Origin of the sequence: Veillonella orientalis (assembly GCF_018406505.1) — a bacterium.
GTDB classification, from domain to species: domain Bacteria; phylum Bacillota; class Negativicutes; order Veillonellales; family Veillonellaceae; genus Veillonella; species Veillonella nakazawae.
Genome location: NZ_AP022322.1, coordinates 225,469 through 244,393 on the forward strand (window position 1 = coordinate 225,469; position 18,925 = coordinate 244,393).

Genomic DNA, 18,925 nt, shown 5'->3' on the forward strand with positions numbered 1-18,925 from the left:
GTTATTTGTTATTTAAGTGCTTTAGCGATGGTATCGATATTGGCTTTCACCATGCCGATATATGTGCCGCCTTCAGTGCCTTCAGAACCGAGGGAGTCGGAATATAATTCACCGCCAATGGCAACATTCCAGCCTTTAGCCTTAGCTGCTTCTTGAACGGCTTCAATTGTTTTGTGTGGTACAGAAGATTCTACGAAGATCGCTTTGATTTTGTGATCTACGATGAATTGAACAAGTTCATTCACATCTTGTGTGCCTGCTTCTGTAGCAGTGCTAACACCTTGCAAACCTTTTACTTCAAAGCCGTACGCGCGAGCAAAGTATTGGAAGGCATCGTGTGCTGTTACGAGAACGCGAGATTCTTTTGGAATAGATTCTGCTTGAGCTTTGATGTATGCATCTGTTTCATCTAATTTAGTGAGGTACGCATCATACCGTTTTTTGAAATCCTCTTTGTGAGCTGGATCTGCTTTCGCAAGACCTTCGTAAACCGCTTTAGCAGCTAGTTTCCAGTTAGCTACATCGAACCAAATATGAGGGTCTTTAGTTTTCACGCCATCTTCTTCGTCAAAGTCGAGTAAAGTAGCTGGATCAATAGCGTCGGATACGCGGATGGTAGCTTTATTTTGTTTTGTTAAATTGTCAAAAATGGAACCCATTTTACCTTCTAAATGAATGCCGTTGTACACCACAACATCTGCCTTAGACATAGTTGTTACATCGCCAGCGCTCGCTTGATAGAGGTGAGGGTCTACGCCTGGGCCCATGAGACCTTGTACTGCTACATGGTCACCGCCAATTTCTTTTACTAAATCCGTTAACATTGTCGTTGTAGCAACAACATTTAATTTCTTTTGACTATCTTGTGCTGCATCTTTACCACAACCTGCAAGAGCTAATAGCATAAGTGCTAATGATACGACGACTAATACGACTCGGTTGAACTTCATAATAAACCTCCTTTTTATAGATACTAATTTTAAAAACCTTAACAATCTTGTTTGAGGGAAATATTTTGCTCTAATAATGAATTAATTTGAAAAGGAATATTTCTCTGAATTTAAACGGAAAAATAGCCGCTACTAACGTAGCGGCTATTGGCAGTAATACGTTCGTCTGCTTGGGTCACGATCCATTAGTGGATGAGAGCTTGTAGATGGTTTGGCCCAATGAGGGCAACGATACCAAGTACCATCATGACCTTCATTTGAATACGCTTTCTACGTCTCATGATGAACCTCCTTTGTGTAGTTTTTTGTCATATCTACCTGATATGTAAGTCCGAACAGTTATCTTGAACTCAATATATCATAAATGAGAAAATTTATCAATAAGAAAATATTCTTTAAATATTCATCTTTATTTAGTATGATATTATTTATAGACTTACAATAACTAAGGAGGCATATTATGAATAAATTATTCCGATTCACTGCGGCGGCTTTACTTGTTGCATCCTTTGGCGTATTAGGTAACTATACAGCTGATGCCGCTAAGTTCTTAGAATCTCCGCGCGAAGTGGAAATTGTAAAACCTGAGTTGCCTGAGGTTCCTCAAACAGCTACAGTAGCGCCTAATATGCGCGTACGCTTCTTAATTGATAAAAAAGGTAATGTTAAAAATGTATTCGTAGAACGTTCTTCTGGTTATGCACCAGTAGATGAAGCTGTGAAAAAGGCAATCCTTCAATGGAAATTCACACCTGCTATTGGAGTGGACCAAAAGGCTCATGAATCTATTATTGGAATGACAATTACTCTACCTAAACAAGCTGTAACAGCTAAATAAGGAGAATGTGATGAAAAAAGTGTTGCGTTGTACTGTATTAAGCGCATTGTTTGTAACTAGTATGGTAGCCTCTGTGTTGGCGGCTCCATTTCAATTGCCTGTAGCCATATCTACTCCATCTGTAGATCAAATTAATATTACTGGTTATGGCGATTCGATTCATAGTGCAGATGTGCGTTTTACCATTAATGAAGATGGTTCTGTAGGGGATATAGAGGTCGTAAAATCTAGTGGCGTTACTGCCCTTGACGAAGCGCTTGTTGAAAAAATTTCTACATGGCGTTTTACCCCTGCTACAGATTCTAATGGTAATCCAGTAGCATCTTCTAAAACTGAATATATTGATTTTAGAAATTAATAGAAGGCACTCATACATTGTATGGGTGCTTTTTTATGTGCTGGTGAAAGTACTTAAGGGTTTAATTATATGGGGTGAAAGTATTTTGTGGCTCAATTATCTTGAGAAATGTATCCACAGCAACTGAAAATTACTTTCAAAATAAGTATAATAAATGTATATTTAATATAGTAATAATATATTGTATATACTAATAGTCTTTGACCCGTGGAGGTATAAGCATATGAATCCATTACAGCAAAAGCTAGACATTAATAACGAACGGTACAGAATTATTGTATCTATTAAAGAGGATTATTTAGACGGTAAATTATCCTTGGAAGAGGGTAATCGTATTTTAAAAGAAAAGTTAGGTACTTGCACGCCTGACGAATTTGCTTATGCAGAGCAAAGTTTGAAAGGTGTCTATAAGGATGAAGAAATACTAGACAAGATGGATGATTTGTTGAATTTATTTGACGGTGTATTAGTGCGTGCCGAAAATGAGTACCCAGAGAATCATCCATTGTGGGCTTATTTAGAAGAAATCAATGCTGTTGAAAAAGTAGCTCTTGAAGCGGATGAATTATTAAAACAAGATAAGTTTATTAAAAATCCTTGGCTTGGCATATTTGATTCCTTAGCAGAATGGCGTATCCATCTATCTCGTAAGCAAAATCAATTATATCCAATGTTAGAAAATCATGGGTTTGATCGTCCTACCCGTATTATGTGGACCTTTGATGACGGCGTACGCGATGCTATCTCTGCATCCTATGCTTTGCTTCGGGAAGATAAATATGAGGAGTTTTTAGCATCTGTTCCAGAAACATTGGCAAAGTTACGTGATTTGAACTCTAAGGAGTTAGAGGTTTTATTGCCAACATCCTTTAAATTATTAAGCGATGAAGAGTTTGTGCGCATGAGTAAAAATGATCATGAAATCGGCTATGCTATTATTAACGCACCAGGTTTATATGTCGTGCCAGGTATTAACGATTCCGCAGCCTCATTAAATGGAAATGCTGCTAGTCAAAATAGTGCAGTATCTAATGAGTTTCTAAATGATTTGGCAGGCTTGTTATCTAAGTATGTAGGTCCTGTAGGTGGAGCACAAGTTGGCAAGGATACAGTCCTCGATGTGGCGACAGGTAAATTAACCTTAGAGCAAATCAATTTGCTGTTCCGTCATCTTCCAGTAGATTTATCCTATGTAGATGAAAACGAACTTGTTAAGTTCTATAGCGATACGCCACATCGCATTTTCCCTCGCAGTGCCAATGTTATCGGTCGTGAGGTAAAGAATTGTCACCCTGCAAAGTCTGTTCACATTGTAGAGGAAATCGTAGAGAAATTCCGTTCTGGTGAGCAAAACCAAGCTGAATTCTGGATCAATAAACCGGGATTGTTTATCTACGTTATTTATACAGCGGTACGTGATGAAAATGGTAAATTCCGCGGTGTCTTAGAAATGATGCAAGATTGTACTCATATTCGTGAACTTGAAGGCTCTCGTACATTGTTGACTTGGGATAAGACTGATTTTGTAGGAAATACAGACAATAGTAATGGTAATGATAAATCCCTAGCTCAAGAGGCTGCAGAAGAAGTAGATGAAGAACCACTCACTACCGATGCTGACGGTCGTTTCCATATCGATGCAAAGACAACTCTATCTAACTTGATTAAACAGAGCCCTGAAGTGGTAGATTATTTGATTTCCTTAAATCCTAAATTTGAGAAGTTGAAAACGCCGATGGTAAAAGTGATGGCAAAGGTAGCTACTATTAAGATGATTGCAGAGCGCGGTGATTTTAATGTAGATGATTTAGTCGGTAAAATTGATGGATTTATTAATAGAAATAAAAAGTAAACTAGAAAATAGATATAGAGGATATATTTGGAACTTGAATTTAGAAGATAAATATTTGTTTTTCTAGAATAAAAGGCTAGGTCATATGACCTAGCCTCATTTTATTTTTTATTAGTTGATGTATATTCAGTTAGCTCTTTTATATTAATCATTATTAGAATAAATTCAATAAAACAGATAGAGTTATTAAAATATTTTATATAAAATGTGTTGCACTAATTTAAAAAAAGCATGCATTAATTTCTTATAATTCATCTGTTTTGTGTATACAAATTTGTCTGAAAAGGGTACAATAAAACATAATGAAAGTATTTGCGGATGCAGTATTTTCTTATCTTAAACTACTTTTACAAGAGAAATTACGTATATATTAAAGGTGAGGATCTGGATACTATGTCGACAAGACGCGTTTGGAAGCAAAGTGAAATTAAAACAAACCCATTATTTTCTAAGATGCGCAGTACTATTGAAACTGCATTTTATGGAAACAATGTAACGCCTATTACATCTGTGGCACAAGCGTACCAATTTGCCACTGAAGAACCTGGCGTTATCGTCCTCGATATGCCTGTATATAAACCATGCGAGCAAGGTTTGCCAGCTGATGCAAAGGTACTTGTTACAAATGATGGTAAAACTACAGGTCGTTATGCAAAAGCTCGTCGTATTATTGGCGATGAAGGCATTGACGAAGTGGAACTCGCTAATATTGCACGTGATGCAGTCTATGATAGCCGTGGTAAAGAATGGATTTCTGCTGATACTATCGTAGGTCTTGATAAAAAATTTACTGCTCGTGCTCATTTGATGATTCCAAAAGATCACGCATCTATTTTGTATTCTTGGATCATGAACTTTAAGTTCTTTGATGCAGCTGTAAAAGAATTCTACAATGATAGCGTAGAAATTCCAGAAGGCGACATTTATATCTATTCTGATCCTGACTATGTGGTACCAGGCCATCCAGGTGGGCTTGCTATTTTTGACCCAGCTCATAACTGCGCTATGATTCTTGGTATGCGCTACTTCGGTGAACATAAAAAAGGTACCCTTACATTGGCGTGGTCCTTGGCGAACCGCTTCGACTATGTAGCATGCCACGGTGGTATGAAACGTTACAATCTTGACAATGGTAAAAGCTATACAATCGGTGTATTTGGCTTGTCCGGTTCTGGTAAATCCACATTAACTCATGAAAAGCATGATGGTCGTTATGATATTTCTATCTTGCATGACGATGCGTATATCATCAATACTAATGACTTGAGTTCTATTGCTCTTGAACCTACATATTTCGACAAAATGCAAGATTACCCTGTGGAACATCCGGCTAATGAATTCTTGTTAACACTACAAAACGTAGGCGTAACTATGGATGAGGATGGCCGTAAGGTTGTGTTGGCTGAAGATGTGCGTAATAACAATGGTCGCGCTATTAAATCTCAATTCTGGACAGATAATCGTGTAAACTACGTAGATCAACCAGTTAATGCTATTGTATGGCTTATGAAGGATAAAACATTACCACCAATCCTTAAAATTGATGACCCTGTTTTGGCATCTACAATGGGTGCAACACTAGCTACACGTCGCTCTACTGCTGAAAAGCTGGATGCTCACGTTGATCCAAATGCACTTGTTATCGAACCATATGCAAATCCATTCCGTACATATCCATTGGTTCGTGACTATGAAAGCTACAAAAAATTATTCTCTGAATGTGGTGTACAATGCTACATTATGAACACAGGCTTCTTCTTGGAAGACAAAATTCCTAAAGAGGTAACTCTTGATTTATTAGAACGTTTGGTAGAAGGTACATTGGACTTCAAACCATTCTATAAATATGAAAACCTCTCTTATGTTGAGGTTCCTGGTTTTGAACCACCATTCCAAGTGCGTGAATACCATCACCAATTACACAAAGCTTTCGAGTTCCGCTATGACTATGTAGAAAAACTTATTGGTCATAAAAACGAATTGCCCCGAGAAGTATTGGATGTATTGAAAACTCTAATGTAGTCTCAAAATTTATTAAATCCTCAATATAATATTGAGACTGTCTAACTGCTCAAATAAAAGGCCCTCCTTGTGGAGGGCTTTTTATTTTGTGGTAATATATACTTATGATAAATCAATAATGTTTTGTTATAAGGTGTTTATATGGATATAAAGGATATTAAATATATAAGTACTATCGTCGAGATGGTATCATTTTCAAAGGCATCTAAAAAACTATATATTTCTCAGCCTGCATTGAGTCAAAGTATTCGTCGCATTGAGGCTGAATTAGGGGTGCCGTTATTTGCTCGAGATCGTACAAAGGTTATACCAACAGCTGCAGCGTTACAAATTGCTAAAGAGGGGATGCCTTTAGTTCGAAAGGTAGAGGCTTTAACGCAGTCTATCATTAATCAAGGGTCTGATGCGGCTTATCATGTGCGTATTGGCTTGTCTCAATTCTATGGTCATCATATGTTGGGCAAAACATTGAAGAGCTTTCAACAAATTGAACCATCCTGGGAATTTCATGTAGTAGAAGGGGAGTCCCATTTTTTGGAGCAACAAATTTGTGATGGATTGGTTGATGTAGGTCTATTTCCAACACCAATTTACTCTCAAGCTCTTGAAAGTTATCCTGTGTTAGATGAGCAAATTTTATTAGCTGTTAGTGTAGAGAATAAAAAAGCTATAGCTATTGCTGACTCGCTCATGACACCGAATGGAATACATGAGATAGCACCATTTGGGTCTTTCCCTTTTATTCTCATAAGAGAAGGCCTTAAGTTGCGAACCTTGGTAAATCGTCTATGTCAGGCTGAATCCTTCGTGCCAAAAGCTGTTATTGGTTCTGAAAACTTAGATACCTGCCGCTCTTTAGTAGAAGATGATTATGGTATTACTTTCTTGCCGAGTACACTCAATAGCAAAGGTGATGATGATAAAGTTAAATTCTATCCTTTAGCATCAAAACTATGTTTCCGTCAATTAGTTCTTGTAGCGAGATCAGATAGAGCAAAGCGATTCCATTTGCCTGAAGTGGCTCAAGTTATGCAACGATTCTTATAAATTACACAGATGGAATGTTAGAGTGTTAAGTACTGTTTGCAAATAATAATTCATATAAAACAATATCAACTATAGTATTATATAGATAAAGAAGACTAATTCCTATAAAATTTAGGAATTAGTCTTCTTTGTTTTATGAAGAAAATCTGAAAGTATCGAATTTGATAAATGTAGTTATTATAATGATTTATAAGTATAAATGGGTCAAAAATTTCTCAAAATTTAATTGACAAATGTCCTTTCAGAAAATATACTTATAGTAGTTTAAAACATATTTTGGAGATAGGATTTAAAACCCATCGTTGAGGTGGAATTAACTTGCATAAAAGTAGAATATGTTTTCTTATTAGTATTAGTTGGCCTACGTAGGCCCCTAGGAGGATTATTATGAGTAAAGATGTGGAAAATAAAAATACCCATGATCACAGCCATGGCGAACATCATCACCATCATGATCATGACCATCATCATGACCATGATCACTGCCATTGTGGCGGTCACCATCACGATCACGACCATGATCACCATCATGACCATGACCATAGTCATGGCAAAGCGTTGCCTACGGATAAATGGGTGCCACACACTCATGAACCAGGGGTACCTCATGAACATGGCGTAAACGACTACATGAAAGCCGTTGCAGAATATCGTAAAACTTGGCCTACAAAACAAGATGTTATCGAACAAACACCAGATCCAGCTGTACGCGAAATGATTCTTCGCATGGAGCAAATTGGTTGCGATACAGTATTTGACCGTTTCGATAAACAACAACCACAATGTACTTTCGGTATTGCAGGCGTATGTTGCCGTATCTGCTTCATGGGTCCATGTAAAATTACACCTAAGAGCCCTCGCGGTGTCTGTGGTGCTGATGCTGACCTTATCGTAGCTCGTAATATGACACGTGCTGCTGCAGGTGGCTTGACTCAACATGGTGCGCATGCTCGTGAAATCTTGATTTCTTTGAAAGCTGCCGCTAATGACCAATTGGATATTCCAATTATGGGTGAAGAAAAAATTCGTACTGTATGTAAAGCTTTCAACATCCCTGAAGAAGGCCGTTCCTTAAAAGAAGTGGCTAATGACTTGGCAGATGTATTGCTCGAAGATTTGAGCCGTGCATTGCCTGGCGAATATAAAACAATTACAGCGTTAGCTCCAGCTGAACGTCGTGAAGTATGGAAAAACTTGGATATCTTGCCTATTTCTGCGTATAATGAAGCATTTGATGCATATCATCGTACATGCGTAGGTACAGATGGCGATTGGGAAAGCAATATGAAACAATTCTTGCGTTGTGGCCTTGCTTTCACATTCACTGGCGTAGTGGCAGCGGACATCGCAACAGATGCATTATTCGGTCTTGGTGGTCGTCGTACATCCAAAGTTAACATCGGTGCTTTGAAAAAAGGTTATGTTAACATCGCTGTTCATGGTCACTTGCCAACATTAGTATCCCAAATTTGTAAAATTGGTGCCTCTGAAGAGTACTTAGAAAAAGCGAAAGCTATCGGTGCTAAAGGTATCCAATTCTACGGTATCTGCTGCTCTGGTTTGTCCAGCATGTACCGCTACGAAAACGTTATTCCATTGTGTAATGCTATCGGTGCGGAACTTGTACTTGGTACAGGCGCTCTTGATTGCTGGGTAGCTGACGTTCAAGACGTTTACCCTGCTATCATGGACGTAGCACGTTGCTTCAACACAAAAGTTATTACTACATCTGATGCAGCTCGTTTACCAGGTGCAGAACACATCGGTTACGATCACCATCACACTAACTTGTCTGAAACAAAAGCATTGGCTCGCAAAATCTTGGATCGCGCTCTTGAAGCTCATGAATTGCGTAAAGGTATGCCTGTATTCATTCCGCCATACGAAATCACTGCTGAAGTTGGTTTCTCTCCAGAATCCACTGTTAAACATTATGGTTCCTTCAAACCATTGGCAGAGGCTTTAAAATCTGGTAAAGTTCGTGGTATCGTAAACGTAGTAGGTTGTTCCAACCCTCGCGTTATCTACGAAAAAGCAACTGTAGATATCGTTGATACACTTATCAAAAACGGCTGTATCATCTTAACAAATGGTTGTGCATCCTTCCCATTGATGAAACTTGGTTATTGTAATACAGATGCTATTAAGAAATGTAGCCCTGCATTGCAAGAGTTCTTGGGCGATGATCAACCACCAGTATGGCATGTTGGCGAATGTGTAGATAATGCTCGTTCTTCCGGTATCTTTGCTGGTATTGCAGGTGAATTAGGTCTTAACTTGCCACAAATGCCATTTGCAATGTCTAGCCCTGAATGGTCTAACGAAAAAGGTATCGATGCATCCCTTGGCTTCCGCTTGATGGGTATCAACTCTTACCACTGCGTTGAGCCACCTACACAAGGCTCTGATGCTGTTACAAAATGGCTTAAAGAAGACACTAAGGATATCTTAGGTTCTGTTATGTATGTAAATACTGATCCTGCTAAAGTAGCTGAAAAAATCTTAGCTGATATCGATGCTAAACGCGCTGCTTTAGGTTGGGCTGAAGTAAAATAGTTTATCTTTTGATAGATAATAATTTGTAGTTAAGTATAAAAACACCCTCTATAGATCTTATAGTTATTATGACTATTAGAATTAAGAGGGTGTTTTTTATTGTTTGTGGATATATTTTTTACTAGTCTTGTATTAGCCGTAGTATGATGTACTAATTGTTTTAGACCTATTAAAGTGTGATGGTTTCACCATCTTCAGGCACTGCTACATGGCTTTCAATGTTGTTGCCTTTGATAAATTTGCGCACATCCTCACGGCTTGTTGCTGTGTGATTAACTGTATCCATGTGAACCGCAATAATTTTTGCCTCTGGTTTGCGTACCACCATGCGGCCAATATCTTTTGTACCCATAATAATACTATCTTCAAAGCCTAAAACTTGAGCATATCCAGTGTTCATAATAATAACGTTAGGGTCGAAGCGAAGGAGGGCCTTCTCTACATCACTTGTCCAAACTGTATCGCCTACAAGGTACACAGTTGGTTCGTCTGCTGCTTCAAAAATAACACCCATCGCATCGCCTGCTAATGGTGCGAGAACTGGATTTGCATACATTTCTACCGTGCCGTGGGAGCCACCTGTTTTTCTTAATGTGATACCATTAAACTCTAGACTTTCAAAAATGATACGTACATCATTAAAGCCTTGTGAAGTAATAAGTTCTTTGTCCGCTGTATTTTGTACAAAAATAGGAAGTGATTTTGGAATAGCATTAATTGCCGTTTCATCCCAATGGTCGAGATGTGTGTGTGTAACTACCACTGCAGTTACATTGCTTAATAGATTGTCCATTGATAGAGGTAAATCAACCATAGGCATTCTTTGTTGATAGTTAAATGTTCCTTCAAAACCAGGATAAGTATCTTTTGGTGCTAAAAATGGATCAATAAGGAATGTTGTATTTTTTATTGTTAATTTTCCTGTAGCATTTCGAATGTGAGTATATTGTGTCATAGTTATCTCCTTAATTAAATTATTGTCGATTTAATTGAATAGATTATCATTTGTAATCTCTAGAACTAGTGTATCTTGTTTTGGTATACTAGTCTCAACAATAATTAACACTATGTTTATTAATAGACACATTGTATAAAAGTGTCTATGTTGGAGGTTATATGATAACTCGAAAAGAAATGACACGTATGTTGTTAAAAGAAGGCCTGCTTAGTTGGTTAGCAAACAATTCCTTTGAGTCTGTAACAGTAACATCGTTGTGTAAAGCTTCGGGTATAACTCGTTCCACTTTTTATTTACACTATAGTAATATCATGGAAATTGTTGATGATTTAGTGGATGATGCAATCGCTTATTCGAAGCCAGGAATGGTAGATAACAACAATTTACAAACTATAGCTAACACCTTATCAGCTGCTTCTAATTCTGTTTCGTTGAGAGAAGCATACGATTCTATTTTTGATAGATTGCCTTTATGTCAGCGTATTATACGACATAAAAAGTATTTACCTTTATTTTTAGATGAACAAATTTCAGAATATGTATTACAACGCATTATAGGACGTGAAAAAGATCGACAAGGGCTCGTTATAGCAGAATCTCTTGGTATTTCGTTTGATGTTGGGGTATCTGTTTTTGTATTTTTAGTACACGGTCTATATGCTGTTAATAAACAATATAAGTGGTCTCAGAGCGATGAGTGGTTAGAAGCTCAGAAAATTATTTTTGAACTCGTTTATCGTGGATTACAAAATAAATAGAATTTATACACGCTTGTATTTTGAGATTCATTAAAGTTTTATACAACGAAAAAAGGACTCCAACTGGAGTCCTTTTTTCATGTAAGGGGAGTGTTAGTATTAATATCAAATGAACCATGTATTTAAACAAGTAGTAGGTTTGGGGTTAGTAATACTTGTCGGGAGATAAATACACGTATGGTAACCAGGGAATTGTTACCTCTATTTATCATTTGACATTGTCATTATAAGAACAAAAAATGAGTCGAAAATGAAATTTTTTAAGAAATTTCTTTTAATTTCTTGAAATTCTAAAAAAGATAATAATTAAGTTTAATTATTGTTGATAAATATGGGACAATTTTGGTATTATATATAAAGGAGAAGTTGTATATTTTATAAAGGTTTAATGGCTATTAAAGTTTTATAAAGTATACAGCTCTTAGGCATGAGAGGAGCAGTCATATGAGGAAAATATTAACCATATTGTCCCTTTTGTGGCTACTCAGTATAGGGGGGACCGCTAACGCAACGGACTGGTATTATGTTGGACCAGATGCGTCAGGAAACCAATTATTTATTGACAATGACAGTGTTCAAAAAAGTGATTATGATGCGCTTTTGTGGCTGCGGGTCAATGAACTGGGTGGCGACGAATTGCGATATAAAGTGTATATAAGTAGATATAATCGTACCATGGAAACGTTAAAGGTAGATGCGTACATGGCAGACGGTACACCTTATGAAAATGTAGAGTATAATGAAAACCCAGAACCTATTGAAGGCAATACAAATGGTCAAGCCATTTATAATTTATTGTGGCAATAAAAGAACCATCTAGCACAGCAAACTAGATGGTTCTTTTTTATATGTGTAAAAAAATTATAAATCTTAGGAATATTTTTTATATACAACATTCTCAAACGAGAATGGTATATACGAAAATTTAAACTTGGGCAGAATTGCGACTTAGCTCCAAGTCTTGAATCATTTGGAGATCGTCTTGTGGAGATCGACCACCAGTTGTTAAGTAGCCACCAACCATGATGCCGTTAAGACCACCTTTTAAAGCATAAGCTTGTAAGTCACGAAGATTTACTTCACGACCGCCAGCTGTACGAATCAATGCGTTTGGCAAGATGAAACGGAACACAGCGAAGGTACGTAAAATATCTAGAGGACGTAATGCTTTATTATTTTCAAATGGTGTACCTTTAACAGGATTTAAAATGTTGAGTGGTACAGAGTCAATATGCAAACGTTTAAGCTCGAATGCCATCTCTACGCGTTGTTCTAATGTTTCATTAAGACCGAAGATGCCGCCAGAGCAAACTCGAATACCTGCTTTTTGAGCATTATCGATAGTAGACATTTTATCTTCGTAGGAATGGGTTGTACAAATATCTGGGAAGTGACTAGGCGCTGTTTCGATATTGGAGTGGTATCGAGTTACACCCACTTCTTTTAATTTGAGAGCTTGTTCGTAAGTTAACAAACCAAGAGAACAGCAAATTTCGAGACCTACTTCGTTTTTAATACGGTCTAATACGCGAATGATTTGGTTAAATTCATTTGGGTTATTAGTATTACGACCACTCGTTACGATAGAAAAACGAATAGCGCCTGCTTCTTTAGCTTTGCGTGCCGCATCGAGGATGCTTTCATCATCCATGAACTGATATTCTTGAACACCTGTTTCGTGATGGGCAGATTGGGCACAGAATTTACAGTTTTCAGGACATTTACCAGAACGTGCATTTACAATGGCACATACATCCACGGAGTTGTCATTGAAATGCTGGCGAATTTTATCGGCCATAGCAAGTAAAATCATAGTGTCATCATCTGAAGTATGAATCAGCTCGATTGCTTCTTTCTTAGTAATTTCGCCGCCGTTCATAATGCGGTTGGCAATAGTAAGGATTTTTTCGTATGTACCCACTTGGGTTGATTGTTGATCTGTAGGCAAAGCCATAATAGCCTCCAAGAATTGTTAACTTAATAAAAACATAAAATATTGACAATTTGATTGTAAACGTTCGTGTATAAATTGTCAACTTAATGTATTTTTAAGTTAACAAAAATGTCGCAGTAGGTTTTAGACTATTTTGAATACAGGTAAGGCCTATAGTTTGAATCTAATGGGAGATACTATATTTTAGTATCTATTTTGATAGATTGATTGATAGTTATTTTTAAGTAATCTTTACTGTTTTGTAGTATAATAAAATATTGTAATTACTATATATAACTATAATAAAAGTACTAATACAAGGAGTGGATATAGATGCAGCCATTTCGATTTATACACTGTGGTGACCTGCATTTAGGGGCACCCTTTCAATATGCTACAGGTATTAGCCGCGCCGTTGATCGCGCCGTGAGCGAAGCTACCTATGTAGCCTTTGATGCAATTATTGACACTGCTATTGATGAGCATGTTCATGCGGTTGTCATAGCTGGTGATATTTATAATAGCGAAGATCATAATTTAGAGGCACAGGTGCGATTTGTGCGCGCCATGTATCGCTTGGCGGAACATCGCATTGCAGTATATATGGTGCAAGGTAATCATGACCCTGCTGAAAGCTGGAAGGCGCAACTGCAAATGCCAGATAATGTGCATGTATTCTCTAGTGAACAAGTACAACGTTTCCCATTAATTGTTAACAATATAGAAATTGGTGGCGTTTACGGTATTAGCTGTGGCCATGGTAATGAAAGCGACAATTATGCGCGCCAATACCGCGCCTTTGAACGAGATGAGTTTTCTTTGGCTGTCATGCACGGCACAGTCGGTTCTAGTGTAGGCTCTGAAAACCATAATGTGACCGGCCCGTGCAGTTTAACTGATCTAGCAGAGGCGGCTATGGACTATTGGGCGTTAGGATATATTCACAAATCTCAAGTTCTTAGCGAGGAACCTCTTGTTGTCTATTCCGGTAATCCCCAAGGTTTACACCGCAAGGAAATAGGCCCTAAGGGGTGCTATCTCGTCTCTGTATCTCATAATGGTCATTGTGAACCTCGTTTCATTGAAACAAGTGCAATCCGTTTTGAAGAAATCAAAATTGATATTGCAGGCATGAAAACGGAAGCAGAATTCTTAGAAATTTTACGCCATAAAAAAGAGAATCTGCGTAAGCAACATAAGAAAAATATCTTGCTTTCCATTGTTCTCGTAGGTACAGGTCCATTGCATCGTTTATGTACACAAGAAGGTGTGCGCAAATTATGGTTGCAAGAGTCCCAAAGTGAAGAGAAAAGCAAGTCTATATTTGTTATGCCTTATCGCATGATGTGTAATACGCGACCTAGCATTAATTTGGCTGAACGTAGATTGTTATCCGATGTGGTAGGGGATTATTTACGCGCCTATGATGATATGGTCGATGGCAATGCGGTACAGACGGTACGTCAAATTTTGGCAGAACGACCTGAGTTTAAACGCTTAGGTGTATATGCCGATTTGTTGAGTGATGGATTATTGCTTCGCGCCTTGAAGCGCTGTGAAATTGAAGGTGTTACTGTATTGATGGGGGCTAACGATGAACATTAAACGCATACGATTTGATGAATTTGGCCCGTATCGCGACTGGTCTTTCACTACGGGAAATCATGGCGTTCAGCTCATGTATGGCCCTAATGAAAGTGGCAAAACCTCTTTGCTTGAAGGGATGCGCACACTTCTATTTGGTGGTACTCATAAGGCTTATGGGCCTATGACGGGTTCCCTTGATGTAGAGCGTAATGGTGAAAGCTACTACATTGGTCGTAAGGGTAAACAACTAGACTTTTACAGTCCTGGAAATCCAGCCATTCATGAGGAGCCAGCTCAATACTGGTGGCATGGTATTGATAAAAAAACATATAATCGAATTTTTGCATTGACCCTTGATGATTTACAAGGGCTCGATGTTCTACAAGAGGTAGAGGTTCGGTCTCGTTTCTTCGGTGCTGAAGGGGGCGAGCATTTAGGCTCTGTCGTAAAAGATGTGGAAAAAGGCGCTACTGATCTATTAGTAGCTTCCTCCAATGGTAAACGGCGCATCAATGTGTTGATGGATGAGCTTAAAGACAATCGTCAAAAGTTAAGTCATTTAGCCGAGCATGAAACGCAATATGTAGAATTGCAAAAAGCCTTTCACAGTACGGAACAGACTGAAGCAGAATTGCAAGGTCAGTTGCAAGAGTGGAAGGAATACCGCGATGGTATAGACGTCGTATTGCGCGCATGGGATACGTATCGCCGTAGCGAAGAAGCGCGTATGCATATGCAACAGTACAATAGTGAGCTTGCCTTGAGTCGTGATGAGTTTCTTCGTATCGATGAGGACATCAAACGAGCTCGAGACAATATGCAGTTGTGGCAAGAAAAGGAAGCGGCCTTGATGCCAGCTAACTTTAGCCCGGATAGTCCATTTGGTACGTATGGTCAAGATATTGAAGACCTTATCCAACAAGGTGCCAAGTGGGAACAATTGCGCCGGGAGTGTGAAGAAGGGGATGCATACATTTTTAAGGTACGAGAACAATTAGAGTTTTCTCGTTCTATGCATTCTGCGTGGCGTGATGATGAGCCGATGGCTGATGATGTGAATTGGTTTGAAGGAGAGCGCTTAGCAAGTCGCTTGCGCACTGCTAAAGATCAATTATTACATTGGCAAGATCGCAAGCCTGCTGAGGCCTCTGATGATTTGCCAGCAGCCAATCTCGACGGAGCATCGTTACCAAATTACAGCGAAGCGGATTTGGCAAAAAAAGAGCATCTTGAACGTGAACTAGAGCTTATCTTGATGGATATTGATCGAGTTACAGAAAAACGCGATAGCTATGGTCCCGATGCACAACCGAGTAATTTGCCAAAGTGGTTACAACGCATTAGCGGCGTAGCAGCCGTTATTGGTGTACTACTTGTATTAGCGGGCCTCTTAGTATTAGAGTCCGTTCTATATACAATCGGTGGATTTATATTGTTAATCCTATCTATGGCATTGTTCTGGTATGCTACATGGCGACGTCATAATGGTAATTCCGATGTATCTAAACTGAACTATGAGTTACAAATCTTGTCCTCTCGTAAATCTGATGTAGAGCATCAGCTAGAGGCAATCATTAAAGCCGCAACACCTGTAGCGAGCCCAATTCCATCCATAGAAGGGGCGGCACATCTTGATCGTTGGATCCAAGAGGGACATACGTTACAAGCTATTTATGATGAAGCCCTTGCAGCTTGGCAGAATTGGTTACCTCAAGGTGCGGCGAAGAGCCTTAATGAAGATGATTTCTTCGGTCTCAAACAAGAGTACGATCAGTACCATGAACAGTTACGTACTATTGAAGGTTATGAAAAACGCTTAGCAGAACATAAAGAAGGCTTACGTGTTATCGAAGACCAAGCGATGACATTGTGGTATAACCTTGGTGTGGAGGCGCCAGTATCTCCAACAGAGTTAAAACGTATTTATAACCAATACAAAAACTTCCAACAAAATAAAATTGTATGGGAACAAAAGGAAGCACAACGTAAAAGCTTCCGCAATGAGTATGATAATTGGCACCGCAAAGAAAAAGAATTACTACTTCGTCAACAAGAGCTTTTGCACAAGGCTGGTATGGAAAGCTCCAACGAGTATCGTCAACATCTTATTGATGAAGATCAATACAAGCAATGGCAAACCATTTACAAACAAAGTCAGGTTCAGTTAGACTTACTAGCGCCTGATGCGGAGAATAGGGATTTATTCTATCGCCGCTTGCGTGAAGGCAATAAGGATAATTGGCTTGATGAATTGGCGCATTCTGAACGAGAAATAGCATCCATTGAAGACAAGTTGGCAATATTATATGAGCGCCGTGGTCAAATTGTGGAGTCTATGCGTGCCCTAGGTTCTGACCAAGAGCAACACCAAATGCTTCAAGAGCGTGAAGCGTTACAAAATGAACTGGAATCTGCTCTCGAAGATTGGGCTACTCAAGTGTTGATGAGCCACTGCATGGATAAGGCTCAACAGTCCTATGAGCAAGAAAAACAGCCTCATATGTTAGAGCTTGCATCTTCTTATATAGAACGTTTGACTGGCGGTATCTATACCTTTGATATCCTCGGGATCAACGAAGGGGTAGCACTGGTTAATGGTAATGGAGAACGCTTAGAACTTAAGTTCTGGTCTAGTGGCTTAGCCGATCAAGTCTACTTGGCATTGCGCCTAGCATTAGCTAAGGTATTCTCTTACCAAGTTGAATCCTTGCCAATTATCCTAGACGATATTCTCGTGCGCTTTGATGAAAACCGTCAACGTAGTGCCTTAGAACTATTAGCAGAAATAGGCAAGAACCAACAAATTTGGTTGTTTACATGCCAACGCTCTGTATTTGATATGGCTCAATCCGTTACAGGTATTGATTGCCATAGATTAAGTCGCAATTAAATATAACCCCTGTGAAGGTATATAGCTTTCACAGGGAATAGTAATGGCGACGTTACAAATGATGTAACTAAAGTAACTGTTTTAGTTATCATAGTGTGTTAGTATTGATTAGAAAGAAAGGGGTTGAGTACTTGAATACAGCATATTTAGATATGATCCAAGGTAAGAACCCTGGTGTAACACCTGTGTGGTATATGCGCCAAGCTGGTCGTAGCCAAGCGGAATATCGCAAAATCAAAGAAAAATATACACTCTTTGAAATTACAAAAGAGCCTGAATTATGTGCTCGTGTTACAGAGCTACCTGTAAAAGAATACGGCGTTGATGCAGCCATCCTTTATAAGGACATTATGAGTCCTATGGTGGGGATGAATGTAAAGGTAGAGCTCAAGGCCGGTGTGGGCCCTGTGTTTAATACACCGATTCGCTCCATGGCTGATGTAGATACATTAGATACCTTTGATCCTACAAAGGTAGATTATATTGGAAAAACGATTAGTCTATTAACATCTGGTATGCTCGACGTTCCGCTCATTGGGTTCTGTGGCGCACCATTTACGATTGCGTCTTACCTCATCGAAGGGGGACCAACAAAGAATTATAATAAGACCCGTGGCATGCTTATAGGTGCACCAGATGTGTGGAATGCATTGATGACAAAGTTAGCAGATATGTCCATTGAATATTTGTCTATGCAAGCCGAAGCAGGTGCGAATGCATTACAAATCTTCGACTCTTGGGTTGGTGCAGTGAATGCGGACCAATATAAACAAGGTATTTATCCTCATATGGAACGCATTATTAAGACTGTAAAGGAGCGATACCCTCACTTGCCTATGGCTATGAATGGTGTTGGTACAGATCATCTCGTATCTATTTGGTCTCATTTGCCATTGGATGTAATCGCTCTTGATTGGCGTAGCTCCATCGTTATGGCGAATGAACGAGGCGTAACACAAACGGTGCAAGGTAATCTCGATCCAGCCTACTTATTTGCTGATGAAAAAACATTAGCTCACGAAGTGGATCGTATCTTACTTGATGGTGTTCGTTATGGCCGTCATATCTTTAACTTAGGTCATGGCGTATTCCCAGAGGCGGATCCTAAAAAGCTCCATTGGCTCACAGACTATGTACATGAACGCAGTCGTGAATTATGGGCACAAGAGGGGTAAG

General features: G+C 38.8%; 14 protein-coding genes. 11 read left to right on the forward strand and 3 right to left on the reverse strand.

The window, feature by feature from the left end:
- Window positions 1-8: 8 nt before the first annotated feature.
- Window positions 9-950, reverse strand: a complete 942-nt coding sequence (locus VEIS1202513_RS00940) for a metal ABC transporter solute-binding protein, Zn/Mn family (protein ID WP_213467580.1) — start codon at window positions 948-950, stop codon at window positions 9-11.
- Between the two features lie 460 nt (window positions 951-1,410).
- Between VEIS1202513_RS00940 and VEIS1202513_RS00945 the strand changes: the two genes are divergently transcribed.
- From VEIS1202513_RS00945 to cooS, 6 genes are all read left to right on the forward strand, one after another.
- Window positions 1,411-1,788 (forward strand): energy transducer TonB, encoded by a 378-nt coding sequence (locus tag VEIS1202513_RS00945; protein ID WP_024064750.1) that lies wholly within the window; start codon window positions 1,411-1,413, stop codon window positions 1,786-1,788.
- A 10-nt stretch (window positions 1,789-1,798) separates the two neighbouring features.
- Window positions 1,799-2,146, forward strand: coding sequence for an energy transducer TonB (locus VEIS1202513_RS00950; RefSeq protein ID WP_213467582.1), 348 nt, complete (start codon window positions 1,799-1,801; stop codon window positions 2,144-2,146).
- Between the two features lie 223 nt (window positions 2,147-2,369).
- The gene (locus VEIS1202513_RS00955; RefSeq protein ID WP_213467584.1) at window positions 2,370-3,998 is read left to right on the forward strand and encodes a PAS domain-containing protein; all 1,629 of its coding nucleotides are present in this window, start codon (window positions 2,370-2,372) and stop codon (window positions 3,996-3,998) included.
- Window positions 3,999-4,391: 393 nt separating this feature from the next.
- Window positions 4,392-6,020 (forward strand): phosphoenolpyruvate carboxykinase (ATP), encoded by a 1,629-nt coding sequence (locus VEIS1202513_RS00960; protein WP_105094600.1) that lies wholly within the window; start codon window positions 4,392-4,394, stop codon window positions 6,018-6,020.
- A 141-nt stretch (window positions 6,021-6,161) separates the two neighbouring features.
- A complete protein-coding gene (locus tag VEIS1202513_RS00965) occupies window positions 6,162-7,067 on the forward strand; it encodes a LysR family transcriptional regulator (RefSeq protein ID WP_213467586.1) in 906 nt (301 codons plus the stop codon).
- Window positions 7,068-7,454: 387 nt separating this feature from the next.
- Window positions 7,455-9,623 carry an anaerobic carbon-monoxide dehydrogenase catalytic subunit gene (gene cooS / locus VEIS1202513_RS00970; RefSeq protein WP_105094602.1) on the forward strand — a complete coding sequence of 723 codons (2,169 nt, stop codon included), beginning with the start codon at window positions 7,455-7,457 and terminating at the stop codon, window positions 9,621-9,623.
- 169 nt (window positions 9,624-9,792) lie between these two features.
- On the opposite strand, the gene VEIS1202513_RS00975 is transcribed toward cooS, so the two are convergent.
- Complete coding sequence (locus tag VEIS1202513_RS00975; RefSeq protein ID WP_105094603.1) at window positions 9,793-10,578, reverse strand: MBL fold metallo-hydrolase; 786 nt, start codon at window positions 10,576-10,578, stop codon at window positions 9,793-9,795.
- Between the two features lie 161 nt (window positions 10,579-10,739).
- Here VEIS1202513_RS00975 and VEIS1202513_RS00980 point away from each other — a divergent pair, with 161 nt between their 5' ends.
- Window positions 10,740-11,339 carry a TetR/AcrR family transcriptional regulator gene (locus VEIS1202513_RS00980; protein ID WP_213467587.1) on the forward strand — a complete coding sequence of 200 codons (600 nt, stop codon included), beginning with the start codon at window positions 10,740-10,742 and terminating at the stop codon, window positions 11,337-11,339.
- 444 nt (window positions 11,340-11,783) lie between these two features.
- The gene (locus VEIS1202513_RS00985) at window positions 11,784-12,146 is read left to right on the forward strand and encodes a hypothetical protein (protein ID WP_005387626.1); all 363 of its coding nucleotides are present in this window, start codon (window positions 11,784-11,786) and stop codon (window positions 12,144-12,146) included.
- Between the two features lie 118 nt (window positions 12,147-12,264).
- Here VEIS1202513_RS00985 and bioB read toward each other — a convergent pair whose 3' ends face one another.
- A complete protein-coding gene (gene bioB / locus VEIS1202513_RS00990) occupies window positions 12,265-13,293 on the reverse strand; it encodes a biotin synthase BioB (protein ID WP_213467588.1) in 1,029 nt (342 codons plus the stop codon).
- Between the two features lie 312 nt (window positions 13,294-13,605).
- Between bioB and VEIS1202513_RS00995 the strand changes: the two genes are divergently transcribed.
- The 3 genes from VEIS1202513_RS00995 to hemE all read left to right on the forward strand — a co-directional run bounded on the left by VEIS1202513_RS00995 (window position 13,606) and on the right by hemE (window position 18,924).
- Window positions 13,606-14,877 carry a metallophosphoesterase family protein gene (locus tag VEIS1202513_RS00995; RefSeq protein ID WP_213467589.1) on the forward strand — a complete coding sequence of 424 codons (1,272 nt, stop codon included), beginning with the start codon at window positions 13,606-13,608 and terminating at the stop codon, window positions 14,875-14,877.
- Window positions 14,867-17,749: an ATP-binding protein gene (locus tag VEIS1202513_RS01000; protein ID WP_213467590.1), complete on the forward strand. Its 2,883-nt coding sequence runs from the start codon at window positions 14,867-14,869 to the stop codon at window positions 17,747-17,749. The genes VEIS1202513_RS00995 and VEIS1202513_RS01000 overlap by 11 nt, the downstream gene beginning before the upstream one ends.
- Window positions 17,750-17,880: 131 nt before the next feature.
- Window positions 17,881-18,924 carry a uroporphyrinogen decarboxylase gene (gene hemE, locus VEIS1202513_RS01005; RefSeq protein ID WP_213467591.1) on the forward strand — a complete coding sequence of 348 codons (1,044 nt, stop codon included), beginning with the start codon at window positions 17,881-17,883 and terminating at the stop codon, window positions 18,922-18,924.
- Window position 18,925: the final 1 nt, after the last annotated feature.